Raw genomic sequence first — 25,395 nt, forward strand, 5'->3', positions numbered from 1 at the left:
GACAATTGTGTCAACACGAACAAAGCCGCCCCCTGTCGGGGACGGCTTCGTCATTCATTCTGCCAGACTTTACTGGGCCTGAATGATCAGGTTCGCGTCACAATAACCACCATCATAGGTTCCCACCCAGATGTCGATCTGCCCGCTGCGCGGCCGCGTCAGAACGATCTGCGGGTCCAGATTTCCTGCGTCATCGTCGTCGTAATACCACGTCGCAGTGCCGGTGTTGATCAACAACGCACTGTCGCAATCGCTGTTCACACGCAGCACCAACCGGTTGCCTTCGATGTTGTTCGCGAAAATCCGGACATCCGGCGAAGACGTGAAATATCCCGCCCCCGTATCCGTTTGCGGGTTCACGTTCGGACAGTCCCATACGTAGTTGTTGCCCCCCGCCTGCAGGCCAATCCGCTGGCCGGCCCGCATCTGGCCCAGTGACAAATTGTAGGACCCGTAATTGGGATCCAAGTTCCAATTCGGGCAGGCCTGCGCCGCCCCTGCAAAGCCCACCAATGCTGCAACCGTTGCTAAGAGTTTTTTCATGTTCTTTCCCCAATATCTAAAACGTAAATGAAGTTTATCCAAAAGGTCAAAATTGACCTAGCGGTAATTCGTGGAGATCGGGTCAGGTTTTCCGTAGTTTTCGGCGTTTCGCGGTGCGAGACAAAGAAAAAGGCCGCCCCAACGGGACGGCCTTCGCATCGTCAGTGCGAACTGACTTATTCTTCTTCGAGGGCCTCAACAGCCTTCTGCAGATCATCCTTGGAGACCTCTTTCTCGGTCACTTTGGCGCCCTCAACGATATGGTCGACGACCTTATCTTCGAACAGGGGTGCGCGGATTTGCTGCTGCATCTGTGGGTTTTGCTGAACAAATTCAAAGAACTGGCGCGCTTGGTTGCCGTACTGGCGCGCCTGGTTCATGACCGCTTGGGTGAATTCAGCGTCGGCCACCTGAACTTCGGCCTTCTGACCGATTTCAGCCAAAAGCAGACCCAGCTTCACACGGCGTTCTGCCAGCTTTGTGTGCTCTTCTGTTGGCGTGATTTCGGGGTGATCGTGGCCCTGCACGTCAGGGTTTTCCTCGTGCCACAGCTGGTGGGCAATCTGGCCCGCTTCAGCCTCGACCAGGGACGGTGGCAGTTCAAAGGACACGGCCTTGTCCAGTTCATCCAGCAGTGCGCGTTTGGTCACGGCACGGGCCGCACCTTTGTACTCTTCTTCCAACTTCTCGGAGATTTGCCCCTTCAGACCGGCCAGATCTTCGGCACCGAACTGCTTTGCCATCTCGTCGTCGATCTCGGCGGCCTTTGGTTCTTGGACGTTGTGGATTTTGCACTCGAACACGGCTTCTTTGCCCGCCAGATGTTCGGCGTTGTAATCCTCGGGGAAGGTGACCGTGACGTCTTTTTCATCGCCGGCTTTCACACCGATCAGACCCTCTTCGAAACCGGGGATGAACTGACCGGAGCCCAGCACCAGCGCGTGGCCTTCAGCGGCACCGCCGTCAAATGCTTCGCCGTCGACTTTGCCCAAGAAGTCAAAGATCACCTGATCGCCGTCTTTCGCCTTGGAACCCTTCTTGCGGTCTTCAAAGTTCTGCGCGGTCTCAGCCAGAGAACCCAAGGCTTCTTCAACAGAGGCGTCATCGGCCTTCACCACCAGCTTTTCGAGCTTGATGCCGGAGAAATCGACCTCAGGAATTTCAGGCAGCTTTTCGTAAGACACGGACACGACAACATCGTCGCCCTCTTTCCAGTCTTCGTTGGTCATCTTCATCTCAGGCTGCATCGCGGGGCGATCGCCGGATTCTTCGAGGTGCTTGTTCATGGCACCGTCGACCGCTTCCTGCATGGCTTCGCCCAAAACCTTTGGGCCGAACTGCTTTTTGAGCAGCGCCATAGGAACCTTACCCTTACGGAAGCCCTTCATCTCGATCTCTGGCTGCGCTTCCTTGAGCTTGTCGTTGACTGTGCCATCAAGTTCGGCAGCGGTCACCGTAATCTCATAGCCGCGCTTCAGGCCGTCGTTCAGGGTCTCTTTGACCGTCATGGGTATCGTCCTTTTTGTCTCTCACGCCCCGAAATGGGGCAATTTTGGTGCGGGTGAAGGGACTTGAACCCCCACGCCTTGCGGCGCCAGAACCTAAATCTGGTGCGTCTACCAATTCCGCCACACCCGCTGTATTTATAAGGGGACGGCAAAGCCATCCCCCCAAGTTGGGCGCGTCTTAGCAAAGAGCGACAGGGGATGCGAGAGGAAAACGCCCTGCCCCACAAGGTCTTTTGCCGCTACTGCCGTCACGTCTTTGGGGTTGTTTTCGATCGTTTCATCCGTGACGAAAAAGACTCACATCCCATCAATGCCCTGCAATGATACGAATTATGTCCCACCGGTAACGTTTTCTTGCCATATTTCAGGGCAAAACATTGAGCAGACATAAGCTGAGAGCGAGAAACGCCATGCACCTGGGACGTACTGAAGACTTTGATGACCGCACAATCGTTGCGACACCCCTGAAATCCGTCAGCCGCAAGAATGTGGCCGGTTTGACCCAGGGCACCACGGTGATGACGCTGGATGGCGAAAAACCCGTCGAAAACCTCAAAGTTGGCGACCGGGTGATCACCCGTGACGCAGGCATGTCGGTTCTGCGCGAAATTCGCAGCACCAAAGCAAAAACATCCCCTATCAAGATTAAGGCCGGGTCGCTGGGCCACACCCGCCCCGAGGACGATATGATTGTTGGCCCCGACACGCTGGTCCACATCCGCGATTGGCGCGCCAAGGCCCTGTTTGGCGCAGATGTCGCCACGGTTAAGGCAAAACGCCTGCTGGACGGCGAATTTGTGTCCGAAGAGAGCGAAGCGGCCATGATGGTCTATGAGGTGGTCTTTGACCGCCAGCACATCATCTACGCAGACGGCCTTGAGGTTGCCAGCACCAACGTCTGATCGTCCCGCCTCTGACCTCAAGGGGCGCTGACGCGCGCAGTTTTATAGTCTTTGGCACCGTTGCGTGCCTGTTTCAACGCAGTCTTTCGAGGCTGCGTTTCGCGGTTTAGGGCTCTGCCCTCGCGCTGCGCGCTCACCCGAGGTATTTGCAAACCAGAGAGGCAGGCGGTGCTGCAAATTTGGACGCATAATATCAGGCATCTCGCACCGAAGATTCAATTTCGCCCGCCCTCGCATCTATTTGCCTAATTTTTAAGCAAACACTGTCAAATCGTCATTTCCCTTTGGGCGCCTGACTTGGGTTGAATTGAGCCGCCGGTCCGAAAGTGGTCTGACCCAACCAAACACATGATCCAAGGGGAGTCGGCCGATGAAGAAGATCGAGGCCATCATCAAACCGTTCAAACTGGACGAAGTTAAGGAAGCCCTGCAAGACGCCGGCATCCAAGGTCTGAGCGTTGTTGAAGTCAAAGGTTTCGGCCGCCAGAAGGGCCACACCGAATTGTATCGTGGCGCGGAATACGTCGTCGACTTTCTGCCAAAGGTGAAGATCGAAGTGGTTCTGGCCGACGAGCAGGTCGAAGGCGCCATCGAGGCCATCATCACAGCTGCCAAGACCGACAAGATCGGTGACGGCAAGATTTTCGTATCCGATGTCGCGCAAGCGATCCGCATCCGGACCGGCGAAGAAGGGGACGAAGCGCTCTAAGGCGTTTCATCCCACCTCAACCAACCCATTATTGACCAGGGGAAACTCAAGTAATGACCAACAAAGATCTCGTGAAAATGATCGCTGACGAAGATGTCGACTACGTTGACATCCGTTTTACGGACCCACGCGGTAAGCTGCAGCACGTCACGTTGTGCTCCGACCAAGTGGACGAAGACTTCCTTGAAGAAGGATTCATGTTCGACGGCTCTTCCATCGCTGGTTGGAAATCCATCGACGAATCCGACATGAAGTTGATGCCAGACGTGACCAGCGCCTACATCGATCCGTTCTATGCTGAAAAAACGCTCTGCCTGCACTGCTCCATTGTTGAGCCCGACACCGGCGAAGGCTACGACCGCGACCCGCGCGGCACAGCCGAGCGCGCAGAGGCATACCTCAAATCCACGGGCATCGGTGATGTCGCCTACATGGGTCCTGAGGCGGAATTCTTCCTCTTCGACGACGTGCGGTACTCCGTTTCCATGAACAAAGTGGGTTACGAAGTCGACGCGATTGACGCCGCTTGGAACACAGACACCGAGTACGAGATGGGCAACACCGGCCACCGTCCCGGCGTCAAGGGCGGCTATTTCCCCGTCAACCCAATCGACGACGCACAAGACATCCGGTCTGAAATGCTGTCCACGATGAAGCGTCTGGGCATGAAGGTCGACAAGCACCACCACGAAGTGGCGTCTTGCCAGCACGAGCTCGGCTTGATCTTTGACAGCCTGACCAAACAGGCCGATGAGCTGCAGAAATACAAATACGTCATCCACAATGTCGCCCAAGCCTACGGTAAGTCCGCGACATTCATGCCCAAGCCCATCGCAGGCGACAACGGCACCGGTATGCACGTGAACATGTCCATCTGGAAAGACGGCAAGCCGCTCTTTGCTGGCGACAAATACGCGGACCTGTCTCAGGAAGCGTTGTATTTCATTGGTGGTATCCTCAAGCACGCGAAAGCGCTGAACGCCTTCACGAACCCGTCCACCAACTCCTACAAGCGTCTGATCCCAGGCTTCGAGGCCCCCGTTCTGCGCGCCTATTCCGCCCGTAACCGGTCCGGTTGTGTGCGTATTCCATGGACCGAAAGCCCCAAAGCCAAGCGCGTTGAGGCCCGTTTCCCTGATCCCGCAGCCAACCCCTACCTGTGCTTCGCAGCACTGCTGATGGCTGGCCTTGACGGCATCAAGAACAAGATCGATCCCGGTGCGGCGTCTGACAAAGACCTGTATGATCTGCCTCCAGAAGAGCTGGCCGAAATCCCAACGGTCTGCGCGTCCCTGCGCGAAGCGCTCGACGAGCTGGAAAAAGACATGGACTTCCTGCTGGCCGGTGACGTGTTCACCAAAGACCAGATCGCAGGCTACATGGATCTGAAGTGGGAAGAAGTGTACGAATACGAACACACACCCCACCCTGTCGAATTCAAGCTGTACTACAGCTGCTAATTCGCACGAAAACCATCTGAAGGGCGTCCCATCGGGGCGCCCTTTTTCATTCTGAATCAGGCTCTTGCCGGAATATGCGACTGTGTAATTCAGCCCTGCAGCCGGCAAAGAATTGTTGAAGAATGGACACAAACGAAAACCGGTGGGCCATGATCGTGCCATAGTTTCTTCGCCAATTAACCTTGACGTTAACGTGATGTTGACCAACTCAGATGACACGACGTCAACATGAGTAATGTGAACCAGTATACCCCGCCGTCGTCTCCCTATGAATCCACTCATGGTTTCGGGACCCACCGATCGTCGAACATTCCAGCCTCCGCAGTGCGGGCTGGGGCTTCAACCATGCCTCAGGCATGGCAGTCGCGTGGGATCGCGACAGGCGGCGTGGGATCTTTACGGTATGGCGATGAACCGCGCAGCTTCCTTGACATGATCAAAGATCCACTGCGGTGGTGCTTTTCAAGTTCGATCAAATCCGCTGCGACCATCGGTGTCATGTGCGGCCTGATCCTGATCGCTGTGTTCTGAAGATACGTCGACCACAAAAGTGTGAATGACAAACGCGACCGCATCCTGAACGCCCAGCCGTAAGACAGTTTGGCGTTCGCTTCGGATGAAGGGGGCACTGGGATGTCCAACGGGACGCTGATCATCTTCTGCGCGGGGCTGGAATAAGGTCGGATCGAAATACCGCAGATGATTGGCGCGCCACATGGGCTGCCCCTGTTTCACCCCGTCAAACAGCCGCTGTACCCGTGCAGCAATGCCTGCATCGTAGTCCGCCACCGGTTTGTGGATGCGGACCAAAGGCTTGCCGATCTTCTGCGACAAAGTCCAACTGGCCGGAAAACACAGGACAGCGCCCGTCAGCACATGTTCATCCCCCTGTTTTTCCAGAATACACACATCCTGTTGCAACACATGGCCCGCGGTCAGCAGCGGCGCGTCCCAGTCAATCGCGACGCGCGCGCCATCCGGGCAGCGCAGGTGGTCCGCTGAGGCCTCAAACCCGTCCGGCAAAGCCGTCAAAGCCTCCTCCAGAAAGGCACGCGCTGCGGGCAAACCTGGTGTCAGCTGGGCATAAACCTCCCCCCGCCGCTTGGCCAGCAGCCGGCGCCGCTCTGCCATTTGCGCGCCATATGCGTCATCCATGCGCAGCCATGGACCCTGCACCGGCTGCATAGATGGCAACCGCGCAGCCGCGCGTTCCGCCTGCCCGTCAGGCAATCGCGCTTGTAAAATCGGCCCCGCGTCTTCGCCCATTTGCGCCACACCCCGATGTCGTTTTTTGACCGGACAGGTCATTTTTCTCCCGCCACGCTGATCCCAACACCAGCACGGGAGGACGACCATGAACACCCATTACCGCGACACGCGCAAGATTGATCCCACCCGTGGGGCCACTTTGGGCGACGGAACCCCCAATGACGCCGACAGGATTGAAATCGGCCCAACCCAGCTGGCTTTCCAAGAATGGGAGGCCGCGGGCCTCACCCTGCCCAATCTGTCCGCCCTGCGCGACTTTCGCTGGCGGCGTTTGACATCGCACATCGTCGACCGTGGATACGGCGGCTTGTTGATGTTTGACCCCCTCAACATCCGCTACGCCACCGACAGCACCAACATGCAACTGTGGAACACCCACAATCCGTTCCGCGCCGTGCTGCTCTGCGCGGATGGGTATATGGTGATCTGGGATTACAAGAACTCCCCCTTCCTCAGCACGTTTAACCCTCTGGTGCGCGAACAACGCTCCGGCGCGGATCTGTTCTATTTCGATCGTGGCGATAAGGTGGACGTGGCCGCTGACGTCTTTTCAAACGAGGTCCGCACCCTGATCGCAGAGCACGGCGGCGGCACCATGCGTTTGGCCGTCGACAAAGTCATGCTGCACGGGTTGCGCGCGCTTGAGGCGCAGGGGTTTGAGATCATGGAAGGTGAGGAAGTCACCGAAAAATCCCGCGCCATCAAAGGCCCTGACGAAATCCTGGCCATGCGCTGCGCCAACCACGCCTGTGAAACAGCCGTGCGCGCGATGGAGGATTTCGCGCGCGGCCACGCCGGAAACGGCACCACCTCAGAGGACGACATCTGGGCGGTGCTGCACGCCGAAAACATTCGCCGTGGCGGTGAATGGATCGAAACCCGCCTGCTGGCCTCCGGTCCACGCACCAACCCGTGGTTTCAGGAATGCGGGCCGCGCATCACCCAGCCCAATGAAATCATCAGCTTCGACACCGATCTGGTGGGCAGCTATGGCATCTGTATCGACATCTCGCGCAGTTGGTGGATCGGCCCCGACAAACCCCGCCCCGATATGATCGAGGCCATGAAGCACGGCGTCGAGCATATTGAAACCAATATGGAAATGCTGAAAGCGGGCGTGAATATCGAAGACCTCAGCCGCAACACCCATGTGCTGCACGACAAATATCAGGCGCAAAAATACGGCTGCCTGATGCACGGCGTGGGGCTCTGCGATGAATGGCCCCTCGTGGCCTACCCCGACAAAATGGTCCCCGGCGCGTTTGATTACGAACTTCAGCCCGGCATGACCCTGTGTGTCGAGGCCTTGGTGGGCGAAGTCGGCGGTGATTTCTCCATCAAGCTCGAAGATCAGGTGCTGATCACCGAGGACGGCTATGAACGTCTGACGACCTATCCATGGGATGCTGAACTTATGGGTCAGTAAACCCGATCCGCGCCACGACCCCGTAATGGTCCGACCCCATCAGCGGCCGCACCTCCAGATCGCCGGTTCCGCCGGTTGCCAATACGTGATCGATCCCTAATGGATACCCTGACAGGGAAAATGTCCGCACCAATGGCCCCACCCGCTGCGTTTGCGTGGCCGCTTCGATCAGGGCAAGGCTGTGGCCGCGCGCGACCATGTTGAAATCCCCAGCAACGACGGTCACACCTCCGTCCAAGGGCGCCATTTTTCGTTGCAGATCAAGAACCTGTGCCAGCTGTGGCTTGGGCCACGGCCAATACAGGTGAAGCGCGTAGACCTGAACAGACCGCCCTGCGATCTGTGTTTCGGCCCGCGCAATCCCCCTGCCTGCCGCGCATTGCTGCGCAGTAAGCGTGGTCTTTGACAAAATCGCGACTGCAATTCCGTCATAGCCATCGCACAGGAGCTGATGGGGATAGGCGGACTGCAAGGCCTCCAAAAGCGGGCGGTTGTCCAGACTGACCTCTTGCAAGGTGACCACATCCGCATCGACCAATTCCACATCCGCGACAAAGGCAGTTCTGTCGGCAGGATAAATGAGCAGGTTCTTTTGATAGACTGTCACATCGGCAGGCCCATTCAATGCCGACCTGTTTACAAAACCCGCGGCGTGCACCGCGCCCGCGACCAGACCAATTACGACGCTCATTCGCCCCAGCCTGCGGGTGCGAACAATCAATCCCAAAAGGAAAATGCCGATAACGATCAAAGGCCTAAACACCGCAAGGCTGTCACCAACCGGATGCAGCGCCCCTGCAAAACTGCCCGCAAAAAGAACCAGCACCGCGACCAAAAGCCCGTGCGCACCCCACTGCCACATCTTTCACCTCTCCGTGACGCCACCGTCACATGCCTTGCGGCCTCTGTGTCACGGGTCCACGTTCATCGCAACAGAAGGACCCAAATGAATGCCCACCGAACGTTTTACCTTCCCCGGCCACGACGGCCAACTGCTTGCCGCACGCCTTGATCTGCCCGATGGGCCGCATCTGGCGACAGCGCTTTTTGCCCATTGCTTTACCTGCTCCAAAGACATCCCCGCCGCGCGTCGCATCGCGGCACGGCTTGCCTCCATGGGGATTGCCGTGCTGCGGTTCGACTTCACCGGCCTTGGCCATTCAGAGGGTGAATTTGAAAACACAAACTTCACCACCAATGTGCAGGATCTCATCGCCGCCTGTGCAGAACTCGACAAACGCGACATGTCCCCCTCCCTGCTGATCGGACATTCGTTGGGCGGCGCAGCCATCCTCAAGGCTGCTCCGCAGATGACGTCAATCAAAGGCGTGGTCACCATCGGCGCACCCTTTGATCCCGAACATGTCACTGAAAACTTCGCAGACAGCCTACCCGATATCATCCGTGACGGCGTGGCCGAGGTCAGCCTTGGCGGTCGCCCCTTCCGCATTTCCAATGATTTCCTCGAAGACATCGCCAAGGGCGAACTTACACCGGCCATCGGGTCGCTTGGCGCGGCCCTTCTGGTGCTTCACGCGCCCCGCGATGCCACCGTCAGCATCACCAACGCGTCCGAGATTTTTCTGGCCGCCAAACACCCCAAAAGCTTCATCACCCTTGATGACGCCGACCATCTGCTGGGCCGGGCCGAAGACGCCGAATATGCCGCCACGCTGATCGCAAGCTGGGCCACCAAATACATTGACCTACGCCGTCCCGCCCCCCCCATCGGCATCCCCGAAGGCATCCTGCGCGTGTCAGAGGCCGACCCCGCAGGCTTTCTGCAAGACATCCAAAGTGGCCCCCACCATGTGCTGGCCGACGAACCCGCAGCCTACGGCGGCACCAACAAGGGCCTCACGCCTTACGGCTTTTTGTCCGCAGGTCTGGGCGCCTGTACCTCCATGACCATCCGCATGTACGCCCGCCGCAAAGGCTGGCCTCTTGCTTCAGTGAGCGTCGATGTCACCCACGACAAAGTCCACGGCCAAGACGCGGAAGCCAAATCCAAGATCGACAGCTTCACCCGCACCATCCACCTGACAGGCGATCTGGACGACACCCAACGCGCGCGCCTGCTGGAAATCGCGGATCGCTGCCCAGTGCACCAAACCCTGGAACGCAGCAATCACATCAAAACCGATCTTGCATAATCGCCTGTTTCGTTTTGCTGCAAATACTCCCGCCGGAGGCGCATCTTTCAACCCAGGACCACGCCTTCAGAAATGGGCTCACCCCAGCAACAAGTGCCCATAAACAAAACGAGGCGCGGAGCATCGCTCCGCGCCTCTCATTTTAACACCCATAAACAGGTCTTAGCCGCGGGCGTCGCCCACCAGCTTCCAGATCGCGGGGAATGCGATGACCGCAACCACCAGCTTCAGCGCATCAACCCAGATGAAGGTCTTCACGCCGTAGGCATACCAGTTGGCCCAACCGTAACCGGTGAAGGCTTCGCCGCCCACAAAGCCGGACACTGCTGCCGTCGCCGCACCACCCAACAGGGCCGCACCGGCGCTCAGCCACATCACACCTGGGATGTAGACGCACAAGATGCCCACCGCCATGGCCGCAGCCATGCGCAGCGGGGACCGATCCCAACCGGCAGAGGCCAGCGCGCCAACCGCGTAGGCTGCAATCATAAAGCCCAGCAGGTAGCCACCCGTGGCCCCCAGCACATAGGCCGGACCCGCGACAGCGCCCGCAAACACAGGCAGACCCTGCAAGCCGAGAGCGATGTAAGACGCCACCGTCGCAGCGCCCAGCTTGGGCCCGTAGGCCGCACCGATCACCATGACGACCAGCATCTGCAAGGTCACCGGCACCGGCTGTGTCAGGATCTGGATCTTGGCGGAAACCGTCAGCGCGGCCACACCGGCCACCAGCAAAATTGCGCGTTTGATCCAAAGGGCCGCACCCTGTGCATCCCAGAGGCGGTCGCTCAGGACCATGTTTGTTGTGGCTGTCGACATGACGCTCTCCTTTATTTCGTTGGCCGCAGATAACCCTGTGCGCGCGCGTTCTGCAAGTGCGAAGGCCGCCTTGGCCCCCAGATATCGCTAACGCCGCACATACCACGTGACCGAAGTATAATCCTTGCGCGGGCCAGAGACGTCCCAGCGCAAGGACCAACAGGTCCATTCTGAAAAGTCATACCCCCCCCGATACATATCCGCACCACACAGATGTTCTGTGGCCTGCCCGCCCTGATCGGGATCAAAATCATGAAACGGCTGCCCATCGGCAAAGGCCACCTCAATACGCGCGCCTGCAGGGCGCCACAGATACGACCGTTCTGCGGTGAAGGTGCCCGTGCCCATCTGCAACGCCCCGACTTCCTTGTAGATCGCGCCTGACCCGTCGGCCGTGATGGTGGCCGTGCCCTCAAACGTCGTCTCGCCACCGCTCAACCGGTCCGCGATCCGGCGCGACACGGCATAAGCGCCCAGAAAATCCGCCATGCCCCGCATCAGTCGCTATAGACCCCATCGGTGAAACTGCCGTCTTCGGCAATGAAGCGCAGAACATCACCGTCCCGCGCCATGTCGTAGCAAAACCAGCCGTCGCTGGGGGGCCATTGGCTGCAATAGGCGTCCCCGCGCACGGCCCAATAGCCCCAGCTGTCGCGCCCTGTATTATAGAGCGTCCGTCCAGAGGCGCGGAAATCCTGTGTGGCGCCGTCGGTGTAGATCAGCGCGCGATCCGTCAAGGCGGCCTCAATCTGGGGGCCGGTCATCGCCTCAAACTCAGCCAGTGCGGCACTGGGCACCAGCACAGCCGCCAAAACCATTCGCCACATATGCCACCCCCCTGTTGTTCTTGGCCGCCCCACAGCTTATGACGCAGCGAACCTGATTTCGCACGTCACAAAAAGGCCATTTGCCCATGATTCCCCGTTACGCCCGCTCTGAGATGACCGCCATCTGGGACCCCGCCACCAAGTTCCGCATCTGGTACGAGATCGAGGCCCACGCCTGCGACGCCATGGCCGACATCGGCGTGATCCCTCGCGAAAACGCCGAGGCCGTCTGGAAAGCCAAAGACGTGGAATTTGATGTGGCCCGCATCGACGAAATCGAAGCCGTCACCAAACACGACGTCATCGCCTTTCTAACCCATCTGGCCGAACACGTCGGTTCAGACGAGGCACGGTTTGTGCACCAAGGCATGACATCATCGGATGTGCTGGACACCTGTTTCAACGTGCAACTTGTGCGCGCCGCCGACATCCTGATCGCCGATCTGGATAACCTGCTGGCCGCACTGAAAAAACGTGCGATGGAACACAAGATGACCGTCCGCGTGGGCCGCAGCCACGGCATCCACGCCGAACCCACCACAATGGGTCTGACCTTTGCACGGTTCTATGCCGAAATGGACCGCAACCGCGCCCGTATGGTCGCCGCCCGTGATGAAATCGCAACCGGTGCCATTTCCGGCGCCGTCGGCACCTTCGCCAACATCGATCCCGCGGTCGAAGAACATGTGTGCGAAAAACTGGGCCTGACACCTGAACCCATCAGCACCCAGGTCATCCCCCGCGACCGCCACGCGATGTTCTTTTCCGTGTTGGGCGTCGTCGCGTCCTCCATCGAAAACGTCGCCATCGAAATCCGCCACATGCAGCGGACCGAAGTGCTGGAGGGTGCGGAATTCTTCTCCATGGGGCAAAAAGGCTCCTCCGCGATGCCGCACAAAAAGAACCCTGTGTTGACCGAAAACCTGACCGGTCTGGCCCGTCTGGTGCGCATGACCGTGATCCCCGCGATGGAAAACGTGGCCCTGTGGCACGAACGCGATATTTCGCATTCCTCTGTGGAACGTGGCATCGGGCCGGATGCGACGGTGACGTTGGATTTTGCGTTGAACCGTTTGACCGGCGTGGTCGACAAGATGTTGATCTTCCCCGAAAATATGCTCGACAATATGAACAAATTCCCTGGGTTGGTCATGTCCCAGCGCGTGCTTTTGGCCCTGACGCAGGCCGGTGTGAGCCGCGAAGACGCCTATTCCATGGTTCAGCGCAATGCGCTCAAGGTCTGGGAACACCGCGTTGATTTCCGCGAAGAACTCCTCGCGGATGATGATGTGGTTGCCGCCCTTGGTGTGGACGGCATCAACGAAAAATTCGACATGGATTATCACACCAAACACGTCGACACGATTTTCAAGCGCGTGTTCGGCTAACCCCACCCCTGTGCCTCCGTGGGCCCCCCAAAGCGCCCACGGATGGTTCAGATGCGTCAGGCCGCGTTCAGTTCGATCTGATGCTTGTGACGGGCAGCAATCGCCATGACGGCGTATTTGTGCCCGTCATCGCCGTTCTCATATGGCTCCCCCATCAGTTCCGCACCGTAGCCAAGCCGTTTCAAGGCGCGCAGCAGCCACAGGTTGGACAGTGAAATCAACGTGTCTGCGCCTTCGGCGTTGGCCATGTCGATCAACCCTTCGACAATCAGATCAAGACACTGCGTCCGCGCCCGCATCGACCGCACTTCGGGTGAGATGACCAGCCGCGTGCATTCCCACACGTTCGGGGCGTCGATGACCTTTTCCAACAGATTGTTTGGGATCGTCGACAATTTGCCCGTCATCGCGTCCTTCAGCATATAGGTGTGATCGCCCCATTGGGCGGCACAGGACATGGCCCGCGCGCCAGCCAAGACGCGGCCCTGATCATCCAGAACCAGCGAATAGCGCGCCATAGGGTTGTCGTATTGGTCCATCTCTACATCCGCATTGTGCGGAATTTGCCAATGCAACGTGTCGACGAAGAACTGCTTGCGCAGGGCAAGATAGTCAAAGAAGGCGGGCCCGTGTTGGTGCACGCCGGACAATTCAAAGCTGATGTTTTCCATGTTTGCTCTCCTTTATGGAGAGTCCATTTAGCGTCGGTTCTGACGAATGGTTAATACTTTCCTACCACCAAAAATGAATTTCCCACCAAGAAACGTCATGAGACATAACCCTTGGAAAAAATTAACTATTTGTTAACTATTTTTGACGAAATTCGGCCCGCTCTAAAGCAAGCCAAACTCCTTCGCCAAAGCCGCTGCCTGCGCCGATGTCTGCGCCCCCAGCTTCGTTTTGGCATTCTTAAGACGCTGCTTCACAGCCCCCTCAGACACCCCCAAATCATGGGCAATCTGTTTCAACCGCATGCCTTCACGCAGCATGCCCAAAGCCTCAAGTTCCGCATGGGTCAAATTCGTCGGAGGCGCCTTTTCACGGTGACGGCGTTCGATGTAGCCCGCCAAAGCCGCGATCTCGTCGTCCTCAAAATCACGGTCAGACCGGGCAAAATGTCCAAAAGACCGGTGCCCGTCCGTGTTGCCGTCGAAATAGGACACCGCCAACCCGTACCGCAGCCCGAACGTCTGCGCCTGATCCAGCACGCGCATCGGGTCCGGCAGATCAATGTCGCGCCACCGCACAGCGCCCGTGTTGCTGTAGACCCAGCGTGTGACCGGATCATGCAGCATGAACCGCAATTTGGTGTAGTGATCAATCCAAGGCTGGGGCAAGGCGTTGACCTCTTCCATTGGAAACGCAAACCCCACACGCAACGCGATATAGTATCCCGTGGGGGCCACCATCAGCACATCATCATGGGTTTCCAAATCAGTCAAACAGCGCCCTCTCGCGCGTGTGGCTCTTCAGATGGTCCTGTCTTTCGGAAGACAATCCGACTAACCTACTCTTACCTTGTTCGCTTTATGTATTCTGTCATGTAAGACGCAAGCAACCACAAAGAGAGCAAGAGAGCTCGAAATGGCCGATATAGAAAAAATTACGACGCTATTGGAAACAATCGAAGATTTGGCGCCCGCTGGTTTCGCAATTGCATTTCATCTGCGCCTGACATCCTCGGAATTTCAATTCCAGACCTATCCAAAAGCCTGGATGGAGATCTATTCTCAGAACGGCTACGTCATGTCCGACCCGACTGTGGCGTGGGCATTTGCAAATACGGGATACATTCGTTGGTCAGACCTGGCAGACCAGGATGTTCTGAAAATATTCGAACAATCAGCGCCTTACGGCATGAAATTTGGATCGGCGATTGGAATTGAAATCGACGACACCCGCAGCATTGGCGGCTTTGCGCGGCCGGATCGCGAATATACCGATCAGGAAATGGAGCAATTGCAAGATTACATCCAACAGCTTCACATTCTGACCGCGTCGAAAACCGGAATGGATGCGAAATTGCGTGATGACTTGCATGAACTATCGGTCAGAATGACCCACCCCAGCTAAATCTCAGGTTGTATTTTATTTTTGAGATAAATTAACGGGAGAATCCGAGCCCATGGCCGCGCAAGGGCATTTTGTTCGGCGCGGTTAACCGGTGATTCATGTCCTTTCGGTACGCCAACAGCACCGCAGATGAGAGGTGCATGATGGTGACCCCGACCCAAACTCTTCCGGATATTCCCCGTTCGCGCAAAGCGGCCATGGTCGTGCAATTGCTGTTGCGCAACGATGGAAATCTGCCCCTTGCGGACCTGCCTGAGGCGTCGCAGGCGCGGCTGACGCGGGAACTGGGCGCGCTAAGCCTGATCGACAAAGTAACGCTCAATCAGGTGATCGATGAATTCTCACAGGAACTGTCGTCCGTTGCCCTCACAGCGCCCGGCAGTGTTGAGGCCGCGCTGAAATCTCTTGAGGGTCGCATCTCCCCCGCGACCGCCGCCAAACTGCGGGAGGAGGCCGCAGCACGGGCAGGCCATGACCCGTGGAAATCGGTGCTTGAGCTTGAAAACAGCGCCATGCTGCCCATCACCGAGGCCGAAAGCCCCGAGGTCTGCGCAATCATGCTGTCCAAAATGTCGACCCCCAAGGCGGCTGAACTGTTGGGCATGATGCCAGGTGACCGCGCACGGCGCATTGCATATTCCATGTCGCGCACCACCAAGGTGACCGCGCAGGCCATGGCGCGGATCGGGGCCAGCCTTGCACAGAACTATTGCGGTGCCACCATCCCCGCCTTTGCCGAAAGCGCCGAAAGCCGGATCGGGGCCATCCTCAATTCCAGCTCAGCCAGCACCCGCGACGGCATCCTCGAAGGGCTATTGTCCGAAGACCCGACCTTTGGCGAAGGTGTGCGCAAGGCGATCTTTACCTTTGCGGACATTCCCGCGCGGCTGGCCGTGCCCGACGTGCCCAAAGCGATCCGTGAAGTGGAACAGGGTGACCTGGTCAGCAGCCTCGCCTATGCCGCACAGGCCGGTGGCGATCTGGCCACCGCTGCGGAATTTATCCTTGGCAACATGTCCAGCCGCATGGCCGACAACCTGCGCGAAGAAATTCAGGAGGCTGGAAAAATCAAACAATCCGATGGTGAGAAGGCGCAGACCGCCGTGATTTCCGCCATACGTGGTGCTGCGGATGAAGGCACGATTGTCCTGATCGTCGAGGATGAGGACGACGACGTCTAAAAGGGCAAAAGCAGACTTTCCTTGCGGGGCCTGTGCCCCTAGCATCGGCCCCATGACAGATCCAAAAAATCCCGCGCGCCGCTGGCAAGAGAATCCCGCGCGCCGCTGGCAAGAGAATCCCGCGCGCCGCTGGCAAGAGAATCCCGCGCGCCGCTGGCACGACACCCCCGCGCGCCGCTGGCACGACATGGGCGGCGACGCCGCCGGCCCCGTGCCCAACGACCAGCACGACTTTTCCCTGTGGGAAAAACGGGTTGATGCCCTGATGATCATCGGCTCCGCAAAGGGGTATTTCACCGTAGACGGGTTGCGCCGTGTCCTCGAAGACATGGGCGAAGAGGCGTTTGAGAGCATGACCTACTACGAACGCTGGATCGCTTCGGTCAATCAGAACCTGATCGAAGGCGGCGCATATACGACCGCAGAACTTGCTGAAAAGATGGACGAAATTGCCAAACGCGGGGCCACCTATGGCGACGCGGCACAGGCGCATTGATGCAGCGCGTCCGCGTCAGACCCTTGATGCCGCCCGGTCACGTGCGCACCCCGCATTATCTACGGGGCAAAATCGGCGTCATCGAACGGTCATTGGGGGCGTTTCCCAATCCCGAAGATCTGGCCTACGGCCACCCGGCCCCGGCCCTTCCCCTGCACCGCGTCCGCTTTCGCCTCGGTGACATCTGGGGCGAAGACACCCCCCACCCCGATGATACCCTCGACGCTGAAATCTATGACCACTGGTTGGAGCCTGCCGATGCCCCATGATCACCACGACCATCTGAGCCCCTCCGGCCATCCTTTCCGCGAAGACGACGACACCCCGCTCAGCTATTGGCAAACCATGGAAATCGCCGTGCGCGAATTGCTTGTAGAAAAGGGGATCACCACCCCCGCCGACATTACCGCCCAGATTGAAGCGATGGATGCCCGCAGCCCGGCCAACGGGGCACAGGTTGTGGCCCGCGCTTGGACCGATCCCGCGTTTCGCAGCGCGCTGTTGGCAGACGCGTCCACCGCGACACGCGATATGGGGTTCGACATCGGCCCTCTCAACCTGATTGCGCTTGAGAACACAGATGACGTGCACAACATGATCTTGTGTACTTTGTGTTCATGCTACCCGCGCAACCTGCTGGGCCTGCCGCCCGATTGGTACAAATCCCGCGCGTACCGCAGCCGCACGGTGCGCGAACCCCGCGCTGTCTTGGCCGAATTTGGCGTGACCTTGCCCGACACCACGACTGTGCGCGTCCACGACAGCACCGCCGATATGCGCTACATCGTCATTCCTGCGCGCCCGCAGGGGACAGAAACCCTGTCTGAAATGGAACTTGCAGCGCTCGTGACCCGTGACAGCATGATCGGCACGGGGCTGGCGAAAACGCCCTGATTACCGCAGGACGGCTGTGGCCAAAACGGCACCCGGGCCTTGTTCTTGCACGATCACAACGATGGGGGCGGCCCCTGACACAGGCACCGTCATGTCCAACCTCCCGCCGCCGGACCATTCGCCCACAACGTCCCAGTCGGTGACGATGTTCGAATAGGTGAGCGTGCGGCCTGCGTTTTCACCGCGCCGGATATCGACCGTCTCTGACGGGTTGTAGCGCACCACCTGCACCTGTGTCCCGCGCGGCAGCGCACGGCGGGTTTGCCCTGAAATCGTCAGCTGATTGCCCGACCGCGCGACAGACACGACCACCCCAGTGGGCGCTTTGTGCGCCATGATCGCCTCGGCCACTTGCATGGGTTTGGTGCCGACCACGTGATCCTGCCCGCCGATAACCATCTGCGGTGTGTAGATCGTATTCACCCCCGCAACCGCCGCATAATTCTGTTGCCGTTGGGTGTGGGACGGGTCGGCAAAAATATCGGCCCAGCCGATGTAGTCCCAATAATCCACGTGCAGTGCGAGGGGAATCACATCACTGCGTTCGGCCAAATCATGCAACAGCGCATCCGCCGGTGGGCAGCTTGAACACCCTTGGGAGGTGTAAAGTTCAACAACCACAGGGCCATCCGCCACAACGGGTGTAGCAAAAGACAGGGCAGTAGCAAGACAGGCAAGGATGCGACGCATTGAGGGGATTCCTTTGTGATGCCCATGCCTAACCGACCCACCGCGGACGCGCCAATCAACCGTTTGCGAGGGTACTGTTACAATTCGCCCCACGCCCCTTCCCTAAGGCCCCCGCCAGATGCAACGATAGGGCCGTGGCTGCGTTATAACGTGGTCATAACAGGCTTATCCCATCTGAAGGAGACCCCCATGCCCATCACCGTCGGTCAAGACAGCGCCAAGGCGCGCACGTCCCTCAACGTTGGCACCCAAACCCTTGCGTATTATTCTATTCCCGCCGCACAGGCCGCCGGTCTGGGGGATTTCTCCAGATTACCAGCGGCGTTGAAGGTCGTTCTGGAAAACATGCTGCGGTTTGAAGACGGCAAGACGGTGACGACCGACGACATCAAGGCCTTTGCCGAATGGGGGGCCAAGGGGGGCAAAAACCCCCGCGAAATCGCCTATCGTCCGGCCCGCGTTCTGATGCAGGATTTCACCGGCGTGCCTGCGGTTGTTGATCTGGCTGCCATGCGCGACGGGATCGTGGCCCTGGGCGGCGATGCGCAGCAGATCAATCCCTTGAACCCCGTGGATCTTGTCATCGACCATTCGGTGATGATCGACGAATTCGGCAACCCACGGGCCTTTCAGATGAACGTGGACCGCGAATATGAACGCAACATGGAACGTTACACGTTCCTCAAATGGGGTCAGACCGCGTTCAACAACTTCCGCGTGGTGCCACCTGGTACGGGCATTTGTCACCAGGTGAACCTCGAATACCTCAGCCAGACGGTCTGGACCGACACCGACCAACACGGGGACGAAGTCGCCTACCCCGACACCCTAGTGGGCACCGACAGCCACACCACCATGGTCAATGGTGCTGCCGTTCTGGGCTGGGGCGTTGGCGGGATTGAGGCCGAAGCCGCGATGCTCGGCCAGCCGATTTCCATGCTGATCCCCGAGGTTGTGGGGTTTGAGCTGACCGGCCAGATGATGGAAGGCACCACCGGCACCGATCTGGTCCTTAAGGTTGTTGAGATGCTGCGCAAAAAGGGCGTGGTTGGAAAATTCGTAGAATTTTATGGCGCAGGCCTCGACACCCTGCCCTTGGCCGACCGTGCGACCATCGCCAACATGGCGCCTGAATACGGCGCCACCTGCGGGTTCTTCCCCATCGACGGTGAAACCCTGCGCTATCTGGAAAACACAGGCCGCGACAAAGACCGGATCGCATTGGTTGAGGCTTATGCAAAGGAAAACGGCCTCTGGCGCGGCGATGATTACGCGCCGATCTACACCGATACCCTGCATCTGGATATGGGCACGATTGTCCCTGCGATCTCAGGCCCAAAACGTCCGCAGGATTACGTGGCTCTGACAGCGGCTGCGCAGACATTCGGTGAATACATCACCGGCCAGCGCCCTGAATGGTCCGCCGATCAGGAGGACAAGGCAGACTGGACCGACGAAGGCGGCCAACCGGCCCCGCGCGATATTCCAGGGGATGAGGGCAAACACAAACGCGCCAAGGTCGCGGGGGAAGACTATACGATCCACGACGGATCGATCGTGATCGCCTCCATCACATCCTGCACCAACACATCGAACCCTTACGTCATGATCGGCGCGGGGCTGGTGGCGCGCAAGGCGCGGGAATTGGGGCTGAACCGCAAACCGTGGGTAAAGACATCGCTGGCACCGGGCAGCCAAGTGGTCTCGGCCTATCTGGAGGCGGCGGGTCTGCAGGACGATCTGGACGCCATCGGCTTCAACTTGGTGGGCTATGGCTGCACGACCTGCATCGGCAACTCCGGCCCGATCCAGAAAGAACTGTCCGAGGCAATCAACGAGGGCGATATCATCGCCACCTCCGTCCTGTCGGGCAACCGCAATTTTGAGGGTCGCATTTCGCCCGATGTCCGCGCCAATTATCTGGCCTCACCCCCCTTGGTGGTCGCCTATGCGCTGGCCGGCGACATGAATGTGGACCTGACCAAAGACCCCTTGGGCCAAGACAAAAACGGCAAGGATGTGTTCCTCAAAGACATCTGGCCATCGTCACAAGAGGTGGCCGAGCTGGTCGAAAAGACAGTGACCCGCGCGGCGTTTCAAGAGAAATACGCGGACGTTTTCAAGGGCGATGAAAAGTGGCAAGGCGTGCAAACGCCGGATCAGGAAACCTACGACTGGCCCAGCACATCGACCTATATCCAGAACCCGCCGTACTTTCAGGGCATGTCCAAAGACCCCGGCACGATCACCAATATCGAAGGGGCCAAGGTGCTGGCGGTCTTGGGCGATATGATCACCACCGACCACATCAGCCCCGCGGGATCGTTCAAGGAAAGCACGCCAGCGGGCCAGTATCTGGTGGAACGACAGGTTCCCGTGCGGGAGTTCAACTCCTACGGATCGCGCCGTGGCAACCACGAGGTCATGATGCGCGGCACTTTTGCCAACATCCGCATCAAGAACGAGATGCTCGACGGTGTCGAAGGGGGCTATACTTTGGGGCCGGATGGCAAACAGACCTCGATTTTTGAGGCGGCGATGGCCTATCAGGATCAGGGCACGCCCACGGTGATCTTCGGCGGTGAACAATACGGTGCCGGATCGTCGCGGGATTGGGCGGCAAAAGGCACCAATTTGTTGGGCGTGCGGGCGGTGATTGCGGAGAGTTTCGAACGCATCCACCGGTCGAATCTTGTGGGCATGGGCGTGATCCCGTTCGAGTTCACCGGTGGCGACACACGCAAATCGCTGGGCCTGACGGGTGAGGAAACGGTGACGATCACGGGCCTTGATGCGGTGTCACCGCTGCAAGAGGTGCCTTGCCAGATCACCATGGCCGACGGCACGGTCAAGGACATCACCCTGAAATGCCGCATCGATACCGCGATTGAGGTCGAATACATCGAACATGGCGGCGTGCTGCATTATGTGTTGCGCAATCTGGCCAAGGCAGCCTGACCCTGCGGGGGCGGGCGGCTAAAATTCCGGAATTTTAGCGGATCGTGAGGGCCGATGCGGCGTCTGACAATCGGGCGCCGCATTTTTGTGTGATGGTGGACTTTAGGTATTTTTGAACCAGAGAAACATGGACGTGGCACCTGTGACGGTTAGGGTAGCACGATGACACATAGATCCTATCAGTTCACCCACGCGCTGTGCCGCGCCCCTGCAACCTCTGTCACCGACGGGCTGCGCGCCGCTGATCAGGGCGATCCTGATCCGGCGGTATTCGCAGCGGAACATGACGCCTATGTCAGCGCCTTGCGCGATGCGGGGTGCACCGTCGCGGTGCTGCCCGCAGATGAGGCCTTTCCCGACAGCGTCTTCATCGAAGACCCCGCCTTGGTGTTGAACGGTGTGGCCATCGTCTTGCGGCCAGGTGCCCCGACGCGCTTGGGCGAGGCGGATGCTTTGCGTCCGGCACTGGCCCTGCACATGGCGGATGTCGTCGATCTTGTGACCGATGGATATGTGGATGGGGGCGACATTCTGTGCACCGATGACCGCGTCCTGCTGGGCCTCTCCGCGCGCACCAACGCCACGGGGGCCGAAGACTTGCGCCCCCTTGTCGAGGCGCATGGATACACTTTGGAGGTTCTACAAACCCCGCCGGAGATTTTGCATTTCAAGACCGAGAGTTCCCTATTGGACGCCGAAACGGTTTTGGCCACCCCTGCCTTAGCGGCCTCTGGCGCGTTCAGGGACCTAAAGATCATTGAAACCGTTCCGGGTGAGGAGGCTGCGGCCAATGCGATCCGCGTCAACGATCATGTTATCGTGTCTGAGGGTCATCCGCGCGCGGCGGACAGGCTGGCAGATGCAGGCTATTCGGTGAAGGTTTTGAACACATCGCAGGCGGCCCTTGTGGATGGCGGCCTTAGCTGCATGTCGTTGCGTTATTCGCTGGGCTGAGAGGCCATCGCCGTCTCAAGCGCGGGGCGCAGCCGTTCTTTAAGCCCGCGCTGGGTGACAGGGTTGGCCATGCGGAACAAGATGGTCCCATCGCCGCCCACCACAAAGGTTTCCGGCACACCGTAGACCCCCCAGTCAATGGCATAGAACCCCTGTTTGTCGGCCCCGACGGCGGTGTAGGGATTTTCGAGTTCCTCAAGAAAAGCCACGGCGTTGGGGTCAAAATCCTTGTAATTGACGCCATAGACGGGGGTGCCTTCGGCAGCCAAGGCCATCAGGTTCGGGTGTTCTACGCGGCACGGCGCGCACCAGCTGGCCCAGAAGTTCACGATCTTGACCTGGCCGTCGCGCAGCATCTCCTCCGTCAATGGCGTCAGGCCTGCGATCTCCTCCACCGCGACAACGGGCGCAGGTTCGCCAATTAGTGCGGAGGGCAATTCATCCCCCTGCCCCAAGAACATGCCCGCCGCAAAAAGCCCCGCAAGGGCTGTGAACAGCACCACTGGGATCATCAGGAGCCATTTCATTTGGTCGGCCCTTTGCGCGCCTCAACCTGTTCAAGCTGTGCGCGGACCTTTCGGGCGCGGCGCATTGACAGCGCCACAATGACCACCAACAGGCCAATTGACACGCCATAGGCCAACAAGACCTCGGTCGCGTATTTTCCTAGATCGGGCATCATGACCGCGTCCTCGCCTCAAGCGCACGAATGCGGCGCGCGCGGATTTCGGTGGCGGTGCGCATGAGCACCAGTGCGATGAACAGCAAAACGAAGCCCGCGATACAGACCAGCGCGGGATACCAGAAGACGTCTGCGACGTTTTCTTCCTTATCCAGCGACAGGGACGCAGGCTGGTGCAGGCCCTGGTTCCAGAAATTCACCGCATAACGGGACAGCACCGCAAAAACAGACCCCACGATGCACAGCACCGATGTCAGGTCGGCGGCAGTGTCTGGGTCCTCAATCGCTTCCCACAGGGCGATGTAGCCCAGATAGAACAAGAACAGGATCAAAAAGGACGTCAGGCGCGGGTCCCACGCCCACCACGTGCCCCACATGGGCTGGCCCCAAACGGCCCCAGTGAACAGCGCGATCAGGGTCATGACCACGCCGATGGGGGCTGCCGCGCGGGCGGCCAAGGCGCTGACATGATGGCGGCGGATCAACCAGATCAGGGACGCCACCAACATCATAAACCACGCATTGATCGCCATCAGGGCAGACGGCACATGGATGTAAAAGATTTTGACGGTCGATCCTTGCCGGAAATCATCGGGCGTAAAGAAAAACCCCCAGACAAGCCCCACAGCCAAAATGGCAATGGATCCCCACAGCAACACTGGCACCCAAGGGGTGGTCGTTGCGATGAACTTTTTCGGATTGGCATATTCCCAGATCGACATGGTCGTTAGCTAGCCCTTCCCATAGCGGGCGACAAGGCCGCTCACCTTAAATTCACCCGCAACGCGGCGGAGGCGGCGAAAGGCAGCAAGGCAAAGCAGCCCAGCGTGATCCCCGCCAGCATCATTAGCGGCGTTGTGGCCGACAGCCCGTCGGCCCCGCGCCGCACGGCCTCTGCCCCGAAAATCAGCGTGGGCACATAGAGCGGCAAAACCAGCAGTGACATCAACAGCCCACCCCGTTTCAACCCCACGGTGATGGCCGCCCCGAAGGTGCCGATCATCGACAAGGCAGGTGTGCCAAGGGCGAGGGATGCCAACATCCACACATAGGCCCCCGGCGCCATGTTCAGCAAAAACCCCAGCGCCGGTGCCGCCAGTGTTAAGGGCAGGCCCGTCGTAATCCAATGGGCAACACCCTTGATCAAGGCCACACCCTCCAGCGGCAAAGGTGATGTCGCCAAAAGCGGTAGAGACCCGTCCTCAAAATCCAGCGCGAATATCCGGTCCAACGACAAGAGGGCTGCAAGCAAGGCCGCGACCCATAGGATACCGGGTGCTATGCGCGACAGCACCTCCGCCTCGGGTCCCACGCCGAAGGGAACCAGCACGACAACAATCAAAAAGAACGCAAGGCCAAGGCCAAAGCCGCCGCCTGCCCGCACAGCGAGCGCCAGATCGCGGCGCAACAAGGCGATCATCGCGCGTCTCCGCGCGTCAGCATTACGTAATATCGCGCGTCACCGCGCGTCGGCCTCATAGGAATGCCTCGTCCGACCCGCCGGTGGCCTCAGCCGTGGCTTTGAACGGGGTCAGGTCCATCTCGGGCGCGTCGATGCCAAGGTCGATATGAGTGGCGATGACGGCTACGCCGCCATGTGCCAAATGGCTGTCCCGCAGCCACGCCGCGAACATCTTGACGGAAAAGCCGTCCAGACTGACCGTCGGTTCATCCAGAAACAAAACGCGGCGTCCGATGACACCAAGGCGCGCCAACCCGAGGCGGCGTTTTTGTCCTGCGGACAATGTGCCCGCCAAACGGTCCCGCAGGTCCACCAGATCAAAGGCATCGAACACCTCATCTGGTAATTCCCCCCCATGAACCTGCGCCCAAAAGGCAAGGTTTTCGGTCACGGTCAGCTGCGCCTTAATCCCGTCCGCGTGGCTGGCGTATGCGCCCGTATCTTCCGCGAAATTCACCTCACCGGACAGGGCGGGCTGTAACCCCGCCAGCGTGCGCAACAAGGTGGTTTTGCCCACGCCATTTGGGCCGCGCAACACCAGCGCCTGCCCCTCGGCCACGTCGAAAGACACGCCTTCCAACACCGGCACGCCACCGCGCGCAACCGCAAGGTTACGGACCCGCAGCACCCGCTAGACCGGCAGCAAGGCCAGCCCGACGCGGCGGCCCTCGCTTAGCAAAACATTGTAGGTGCGGCAGGCGGTGGGCGACGACATAACCTCAACCCCCAGGCCTGCGTCCTCAAGGGCTACGCGCAGATCGGCGGGGATATGGGCGATGTCGGCACCGGTGCCCACAAACACCACATCCAGATCGGCCACCGCATCAATTAGGGTCTGCGCATCGGCGTAGCCACCCCAAGGGGCGATGCCCGTGGGCAGCACGACAAGGGCGCCGTGATAGACCTCACCGTCGATGCGGAAAAACCCCGGGCCATAGCCATCGACAGGCTTGGCGTCCGTGTAAACAACCTCATTCAGGCGCATGACGCCCCTCCTTCAT

General features: G+C 59.1%; 29 protein-coding genes and 1 tRNA gene. 13 read left to right on the forward strand and 17 right to left on the reverse strand.

What is annotated here, in order from left to right; genetic code table 11:
• Positions 1-69 precede the first annotated feature (69 nt).
• From ACTG36_RS06425 to ACTG36_RS06435, 3 genes are all read right to left on the reverse strand, one after another.
• Positions 70-543, reverse strand: a complete 474-nt coding sequence (locus ACTG36_RS06425; protein WP_375280968.1) for a hypothetical protein — start codon at positions 541-543, stop codon at positions 70-72.
• Between the two features lie 176 nt (positions 544-719).
• On the reverse strand, positions 720-2,051 hold the full coding sequence (gene tig / locus ACTG36_RS06430; protein WP_375280969.1) for a trigger factor: 1,332 nt from the start codon (positions 2,049-2,051) through the stop codon (positions 720-722).
• Between the two features lie 45 nt (positions 2,052-2,096).
• Positions 2,097-2,181 (reverse strand) — tRNA-Leu (locus ACTG36_RS06435).
• 280 nt (positions 2,182-2,461) lie between these two features.
• Here ACTG36_RS06435 and ACTG36_RS06440 point away from each other — a divergent pair.
• From ACTG36_RS06440 to glnA, 3 genes are all read left to right on the forward strand, one after another.
• Positions 2,462-2,953, forward strand: a complete 492-nt coding sequence (locus ACTG36_RS06440) for a Hint domain-containing protein (RefSeq protein WP_375280970.1) — start codon at positions 2,462-2,464, stop codon at positions 2,951-2,953.
• Positions 2,954-3,323: 370 nt separating this feature from the next.
• Entirely contained in the window at positions 3,324-3,662 is a 339-nt protein-coding gene (locus ACTG36_RS06445) for a P-II family nitrogen regulator (protein ID WP_375280971.1), read from the forward strand.
• A 53-nt stretch (positions 3,663-3,715) separates the two neighbouring features.
• On the forward strand, positions 3,716-5,122 hold the full coding sequence (gene glnA / locus ACTG36_RS06450) for a type I glutamate--ammonia ligase (RefSeq protein ID WP_375280972.1): 1,407 nt from the start codon (positions 3,716-3,718) through the stop codon (positions 5,120-5,122).
• Positions 5,123-5,584: 462 nt separating this feature from the next.
• Here glnA and ACTG36_RS06455 read toward each other — a convergent pair whose 3' ends face one another.
• Positions 5,585-6,430: a heme-dependent oxidative N-demethylase family protein gene (locus ACTG36_RS06455; protein ID WP_375280973.1), complete on the reverse strand. Its 846-nt coding sequence runs from the start codon at positions 6,428-6,430 to the stop codon at positions 5,585-5,587.
• 46 nt (positions 6,431-6,476) lie between these two features.
• On the opposite strand from ACTG36_RS06455, the gene dddP reads away from it, so the two are divergent.
• On the forward strand, positions 6,477-7,817 hold the full coding sequence (gene dddP / locus ACTG36_RS06460) for a dimethylsulfonioproprionate lyase DddP (protein WP_439141754.1): 1,341 nt from the start codon (positions 6,477-6,479) through the stop codon (positions 7,815-7,817).
• Here dddP and ACTG36_RS06465 read toward each other — a convergent pair.
• Complete coding sequence (locus tag ACTG36_RS06465; protein ID WP_375280975.1) at positions 7,804-8,679, reverse strand: endonuclease/exonuclease/phosphatase family protein; 876 nt, start codon at positions 8,677-8,679, stop codon at positions 7,804-7,806. The two genes, dddP and ACTG36_RS06465, sit on opposite strands and share 14 nt — an antisense overlap.
• 88 nt (positions 8,680-8,767) lie before the next feature.
• Here ACTG36_RS06465 and ACTG36_RS06470 point away from each other — a divergent pair, with 88 nt between their 5' ends.
• Positions 8,768-9,970 carry a bifunctional alpha/beta hydrolase/OsmC family protein gene (locus ACTG36_RS06470; RefSeq protein WP_375280976.1) on the forward strand — a complete coding sequence of 401 codons (1,203 nt, stop codon included), beginning with the start codon at positions 8,768-8,770 and terminating at the stop codon, positions 9,968-9,970.
• Between the two features lie 162 nt (positions 9,971-10,132).
• Here ACTG36_RS06470 and ACTG36_RS06475 read toward each other — a convergent pair whose 3' ends face one another.
• From ACTG36_RS06475 to ACTG36_RS06485, 3 genes are all read right to left on the reverse strand, one after another.
• Positions 10,133-10,789, reverse strand: coding sequence for a biotin transporter BioY (locus tag ACTG36_RS06475; protein ID WP_296417336.1), 657 nt, complete (start codon positions 10,787-10,789; stop codon positions 10,133-10,135).
• Positions 10,790-10,876: 87 nt separating this feature from the next.
• Positions 10,877-11,278, reverse strand: a complete 402-nt coding sequence (locus ACTG36_RS06480; protein ID WP_375280977.1) for a DUF6314 family protein — start codon at positions 11,276-11,278, stop codon at positions 10,877-10,879.
• A gap of 8 nt (positions 11,279-11,286) precedes the next feature.
• Positions 11,287-11,616, reverse strand: a complete 330-nt coding sequence (locus ACTG36_RS06485; protein ID WP_375280978.1) for a hypothetical protein — start codon at positions 11,614-11,616, stop codon at positions 11,287-11,289.
• A gap of 86 nt (positions 11,617-11,702) precedes the next feature.
• On the opposite strand from ACTG36_RS06485, the gene purB reads away from it, so the two are divergent.
• Positions 11,703-13,004, forward strand: coding sequence for an adenylosuccinate lyase (purB, locus tag ACTG36_RS06490; RefSeq protein ID WP_375280979.1), 1,302 nt, complete (start codon positions 11,703-11,705; stop codon positions 13,002-13,004).
• 56 nt (positions 13,005-13,060) lie between these two features.
• Here the strand turns inward: purB and ACTG36_RS06495 are convergent, their stop codons facing one another.
• Entirely contained in the window at positions 13,061-13,675 is a 615-nt protein-coding gene (locus ACTG36_RS06495) for an acyl-homoserine-lactone synthase (protein ID WP_375280980.1), read from the reverse strand.
• A gap of 162 nt (positions 13,676-13,837) precedes the next feature.
• On the reverse strand, positions 13,838-14,413 hold the full coding sequence (locus tag ACTG36_RS06500; protein ID WP_375281015.1) for a helix-turn-helix transcriptional regulator: 576 nt from the start codon (positions 14,411-14,413) through the stop codon (positions 13,838-13,840).
• A gap of 175 nt (positions 14,414-14,588) precedes the next feature.
• On the opposite strand from ACTG36_RS06500, the gene ACTG36_RS06505 reads away from it, so the two are divergent.
• The 5 genes from ACTG36_RS06505 (at position 14,589) to nthA (ending at position 17,648) form a co-directional block, all read left to right on the forward strand.
• On the forward strand, positions 14,589-15,077 hold the full coding sequence (locus ACTG36_RS06505; RefSeq protein ID WP_375280981.1) for an autoinducer binding domain-containing protein: 489 nt from the start codon (positions 14,589-14,591) through the stop codon (positions 15,075-15,077).
• Positions 15,078-15,217: 140 nt separating this feature from the next.
• Entirely contained in the window at positions 15,218-16,258 is a 1,041-nt protein-coding gene (locus ACTG36_RS06510) for a FliG C-terminal domain-containing protein (RefSeq protein ID WP_375280982.1), read from the forward strand.
• Between the two features lie 187 nt (positions 16,259-16,445).
• Entirely contained in the window at positions 16,446-16,754 is a 309-nt protein-coding gene (locus ACTG36_RS06515; protein WP_375281016.1) for a ScnB-like protein, read from the forward strand.
• Positions 16,754-17,023 carry an SH3-like domain-containing protein gene (locus ACTG36_RS06520; protein ID WP_375280983.1) on the forward strand — a complete coding sequence of 90 codons (270 nt, stop codon included), beginning with the start codon at positions 16,754-16,756 and terminating at the stop codon, positions 17,021-17,023. Before ACTG36_RS06515 ends, ACTG36_RS06520 begins: the two co-directional genes overlap by 1 nt.
• Entirely contained in the window at positions 17,013-17,648 is a 636-nt protein-coding gene (nthA, locus tag ACTG36_RS06525; protein ID WP_439141759.1) for a nitrile hydratase subunit alpha, read from the forward strand. The genes ACTG36_RS06520 and nthA overlap by 11 nt, the downstream gene beginning before the upstream one ends.
• On the opposite strand, the gene ACTG36_RS06530 is transcribed toward nthA, so the two are convergent.
• Complete coding sequence (locus ACTG36_RS06530) at positions 17,649-18,338, reverse strand: DUF1223 domain-containing protein (RefSeq protein ID WP_375280985.1); 690 nt, start codon at positions 18,336-18,338, stop codon at positions 17,649-17,651.
• A 189-nt stretch (positions 18,339-18,527) separates the two neighbouring features.
• Between ACTG36_RS06530 and acnA the strand changes: the two genes are divergently transcribed.
• Both acnA and ACTG36_RS06540 read left to right on the forward strand, forming a co-directional pair.
• Positions 18,528-21,296 carry an aconitate hydratase AcnA gene (gene acnA / locus ACTG36_RS06535; protein ID WP_375280986.1) on the forward strand — a complete coding sequence of 923 codons (2,769 nt, stop codon included), beginning with the start codon at positions 18,528-18,530 and terminating at the stop codon, positions 21,294-21,296.
• A 162-nt stretch (positions 21,297-21,458) separates the two neighbouring features.
• Positions 21,459-22,250 (forward strand): dimethylarginine dimethylaminohydrolase family protein, encoded by a 792-nt coding sequence (locus ACTG36_RS06540; RefSeq protein ID WP_375280987.1) that lies wholly within the window; start codon positions 21,459-21,461, stop codon positions 22,248-22,250.
• On the opposite strand, the gene ACTG36_RS06545 is transcribed toward ACTG36_RS06540, so the two are convergent.
• The 6 genes from ACTG36_RS06545 to ACTG36_RS06570 are packed head-to-tail and all read right to left on the reverse strand — an operon-like array spanning position 22,235 to position 25,379.
• Positions 22,235-22,777: a DsbE family thiol:disulfide interchange protein gene (locus ACTG36_RS06545; RefSeq protein ID WP_439141762.1), complete on the reverse strand. Its 543-nt coding sequence runs from the start codon at positions 22,775-22,777 to the stop codon at positions 22,235-22,237. The two genes, ACTG36_RS06540 and ACTG36_RS06545, sit on opposite strands and share 16 nt — an antisense overlap.
• On the reverse strand, positions 22,774-22,932 hold the full coding sequence (gene ccmD, locus ACTG36_RS06550; RefSeq protein ID WP_375280989.1) for a heme exporter protein CcmD: 159 nt from the start codon (positions 22,930-22,932) through the stop codon (positions 22,774-22,776). The genes ACTG36_RS06545 and ccmD overlap by 4 nt, the downstream gene beginning before the upstream one ends.
• The gene (locus ACTG36_RS06555) at positions 22,929-23,654 is read right to left on the reverse strand and encodes a heme ABC transporter permease (RefSeq protein WP_375280990.1); all 726 of its coding nucleotides are present in this window, start codon (positions 23,652-23,654) and stop codon (positions 22,929-22,931) included. Before ACTG36_RS06555 ends, ccmD begins: the two co-directional genes overlap by 4 nt.
• Before the next feature lie 41 nt (positions 23,655-23,695).
• On the reverse strand, positions 23,696-24,352 hold the full coding sequence (gene ccmB, locus ACTG36_RS06560) for a heme exporter protein CcmB (RefSeq protein WP_375280991.1): 657 nt from the start codon (positions 24,350-24,352) through the stop codon (positions 23,696-23,698).
• Between the two features lie 55 nt (positions 24,353-24,407).
• Positions 24,408-25,022 carry a heme ABC exporter ATP-binding protein CcmA gene (gene ccmA, locus ACTG36_RS06565; RefSeq protein ID WP_375280992.1) on the reverse strand — a complete coding sequence of 205 codons (615 nt, stop codon included), beginning with the start codon at positions 25,020-25,022 and terminating at the stop codon, positions 24,408-24,410.
• 3 nt (positions 25,023-25,025) lie between these two features.
• Entirely contained in the window at positions 25,026-25,379 is a 354-nt protein-coding gene (locus ACTG36_RS06570; protein ID WP_375280993.1) for an Mth938-like domain-containing protein, read from the reverse strand.
• Between the last annotated feature and the right edge of the window lie 16 nt (positions 25,380-25,395).

It is taken from the genome of Pseudooctadecabacter sp., from assembly GCF_965657175.1.
Lineage (GTDB): Bacteria > Pseudomonadota > Alphaproteobacteria > Rhodobacterales > Rhodobacteraceae > Octadecabacter.